This window comes from Halobacterium bonnevillei (assembly GCF_009831555.1).
In the GTDB taxonomy this organism is placed as follows: domain Archaea; phylum Halobacteriota; class Halobacteria; order Halobacteriales; family Halobacteriaceae; genus Halobacterium; species Halobacterium bonnevillei.
The window spans coordinates 1-1609 of sequence record NZ_WUUU01000315.1 but is presented as its reverse complement, the minus strand read 5'-3'; the positions used below and the strand labels follow the sequence as shown (position 1 = coordinate 1609).

General features: G+C 72.3%; 2 protein-coding genes and 2 pseudogenes. 1 reads left to right on the top strand and 3 read right to left on the bottom strand.

What is annotated here, in order from left to right:
* Together GRX66_RS20430 and GRX66_RS20425 are read right to left on the bottom strand one after the other, a co-directional pair.
* A pseudogene (locus GRX66_RS20430) lies at positions 1 to 150 on the bottom strand (hypothetical protein); the annotation flags it as partial.
* A 122-nt stretch (positions 151 to 272) separates the two neighbouring features.
* Positions 273 to 419 (bottom strand): annotated as a pseudogene (locus GRX66_RS20425) (aldehyde ferredoxin oxidoreductase N-terminal domain-containing protein); the annotation flags it as partial.
* A 78-nt stretch (positions 420 to 497) separates the two neighbouring features.
* Between GRX66_RS20425 and mobA the strand changes: the two are divergent.
* The gene (gene mobA, locus GRX66_RS18820) at positions 498 to 1106 is read left to right on the top strand and encodes a molybdenum cofactor guanylyltransferase (RefSeq protein WP_325064202.1); all 609 of its coding nucleotides are present in this window, start codon (positions 498 to 500) and stop codon (positions 1104 to 1106) included.
* Positions 1107 to 1152: 46 nt separating this feature from the next.
* On the opposite strand, the gene yqeC is transcribed toward mobA, so the two are convergent.
* On the bottom strand, positions 1153 to 1609 hold a 457-nt coding region (gene yqeC, locus GRX66_RS18815), incomplete at its 5' end, for a selenium cofactor biosynthesis protein YqeC (RefSeq protein ID WP_159527827.1).

The following is a 1609-nucleotide window of genomic DNA, read 5'->3' as shown; positions in this document are numbered from 1 at the left end:
GTCGAGCCCCGCCAGCTCCGGAGCGTCCTCGATGTGCGCGTCGCCGTCCTCGACGACGAGCGCCCCCGGAGTCTCGCGCTCACCCTCCACGAGCACCAGCAGGCAGTCGTCGAGGCTGCCGGCGAGTCTCGCGGCGAACTCGCCGCCCGCGTAGGAGTCGAGGAACGCGTCCGTGAGCGGCGACTTCGTGACGACCGCGAACCGGGTTCGCCGGGCGCCCGACCCGTGAGCGGCCCGACGGCGAACACCAGCGTGTTGTCGGCGTCCAGCGGGTCCACGCCGGCCTCCGTGTCCGCGAGCAAGTACCGTGCGGCCAGCCCCTTTCCACCGACGTACCGCTCGCGCCACGCCGCCGGGATCCGCTCACGGGTCACGGTTCCCGCACCGAGTCGGACCCGGAGGACGTGGTCGCCAGTCATGGCCGAACGGTACGGCTGCGTCGTGTTAAGGGTTGTCGCTCCACAGGGTTCAAGCGCGTGGCGGACCGACACGCCCTCGTGCGCTCAGCAGTGATACTCGCGGGCGGCCGCTCGACCCGGTACGGCGACGGGGACAAGGCGCTGGCGGACCTCGGCGGCACGCCGATGCTCCGCCGCGTCGCCGACAGGCTCGACGCCGTCACCGACGAACTCGTGGTGAACTGCAGGGCCGACCAGCGCGACGGCCACCTCGACGCCCTCGACGGGTACTCGAACCCTGTCAGGGTCGCCCTGGACCCGGAGCCCGACGAGGGGCCGATGGCCGGAATCGCTGCGGGCCTCCGCGAGGCGCGCGGCGAGTACGGCGCCGTCGTCGCCTGCGACATGCCGTTCGTCGACCCGGCCGTCGTCGACCGCCTGTTCGACCGCGCGGACGGCCACGACGCCGCGGTCCCCGAGATGGACGACGGCTGGTACCAGACGACCCAGGCGGTCTATCGCGCGGACGCGATGGCCGCCGCCTGCGAGGCCGCCCTCGAACGCGGCGACCGGAAGATTCTCGCGCCGCTCGGAGACCTCGATTGGGTCGCCGTGCCGGAGGCCGACGTCGCGTCAGTCGGCGACGTCACCACGTTCGAGAACCTGAACACGCGGGACGCGGTCGACGACGCGGCGAGTCGTTTCTGAGCGGGTCCGGAAGTCGGCGGACCGCTCGGCCGCTCGAAGTTCTGCTTCAGTCAGAGACGACCGCTTTCACGGGGTCCTCGGCCTTCAGCGAGGTGACCACCACGCGCTGGACGTCCGCGCGCTGGTGGACGCCGTCTGCGATCTGGGTTGCGGTCTCCACGAGTGCAGCGTCGTCGGCCATGTTCACGAGCGGCACGACTGAGGCGTCCGGCGGCACGTCCTTCCTGCCGCCTTCGGGGTGGGCGAGCACGGTGGCGACGTCCGCCGGACGAATCTCCTCGCCCACCGAACGGCCCGTGAGTTCGGCGACGCGCTCGGGCCGGTGTGCGACCGCCTCAGTGAGGGGTTCGCCGACGGCGCGCACGCTCGCGATCGGCACGACGACGTCCGCGCAGTCGGGGGATCTGTGGCTCGTGGTCGCCGGGGCGCTTTTCAGGCGACGGGTGCGGGCGCCGTCCGCTTTCGACGAGCACGGCGTCCGCATCCGCCTCGGCCACGTCGGC